A 1,021-nucleotide genomic window follows, 5' to 3' on the forward strand; every position below is an offset into this window, starting at 1 on the left:
TCAGAACCGGACGGGCTGTCAGTGGCGCTATCTGCCCCACGACTTGCCGGCCTGGTCGGCGGTGTTCTACTACTTCGGTCTGTGGCGCGAGGACGGGCTCGACCAGCGGATTCAGGAACTCCTGCGCTGCCAGGTGAGGGAGAGAGCCCGGCGATTAGAGGACCCGTCCCTCGTGATCATCGACACCCAGTCCGTCCGCGCGGCTGCCGGTGTCCCGAAGACCACGACGGGACTGGATGCCAACAAGAAGGTGTCGGGGCGCAAGCGGGGACTTGCCGTCGACGTGCTGGGGCTGATCATCGGCGTCGTCGTCCTGGCCGCATCCGCCCATGACAACGCCGCCGGCACCGCCCTGCTCGACCAGGCGGCCGAACGCTGCGGGATGCGGCTGGAGAAGGCCCTGGCGGACCAGGGCTTCAAGGACGAAGTCGTCATCCACGGCGCGTTGATGGACATCGACGTCGAGGTCGTCCGCCGCAACCCGGCCGACCAGGGCAAAGGCTTTGTCCCGCAGCCGAAGCGGTGGGTGGTGGAGCAGACGAACGGCACGCTGCTGCCGCACCGGCGTCGGGCCCGTGAGTACGGCCACCGGCCCGACACCTCCGTCTCGCGCGTCTACTGGGCCTCCACCGCGAACATGACCCGCCGCCTCACCACACCGAGTCCCACCTGGCGCGACACCCTCGGGCTGGCCGCGTGAACGCCACCGAACTCCTCGCCGGCCTCCAGGTCCAGCACGACGAAGTCACCGCCCGAGCCGCAGAACTACGCGGTCAGATCGAGCACTTGACCGCTGCCCTGGCCGAGACCCAGGCCCGACTCGCGGACCTGGACACCACCCGGAAGGTCATCGCGGAGGCCGCGCCGGCAGGAGCCGAACCCGGCCCTCCCGAGACCAGCACCGCCTACCAGGCCATCGTGAACGCCTTCAACCAGCACCCCGGCCAGGTGTTCAGAGCCCCTGAGCTGCACGAACTCCTCGGCATGCCCACCGACGAAGCGACCGTCAACATCACCCGCA

General features: G+C 69.0%; 2 protein-coding genes. Both read left to right on the forward strand.

All coding sequences use genetic code 11. The annotated features are described in order from the left end of the window. The coding region (locus ABZ453_RS51430; RefSeq protein ID WP_359027026.1) for an IS5 family transposase at positions 1–700 on the forward strand (700 nt) is incomplete at its 5' end. Further along, positions 697–1,021 (forward strand): hypothetical protein (locus tag ABZ453_RS51435; protein ID WP_359027028.1); only part of this gene is annotated, 325 nt, incomplete at its 3' end. The genes ABZ453_RS51430 and ABZ453_RS51435, both read left to right, overlap by 4 nt.

The organism is Streptomyces sp. NPDC005799 (genome assembly GCF_040630525.1).
Classification (GTDB): domain Bacteria; phylum Actinomycetota; class Actinomycetes; order Streptomycetales; family Streptomycetaceae; genus Streptomyces; species Streptomyces griseorubiginosus_B.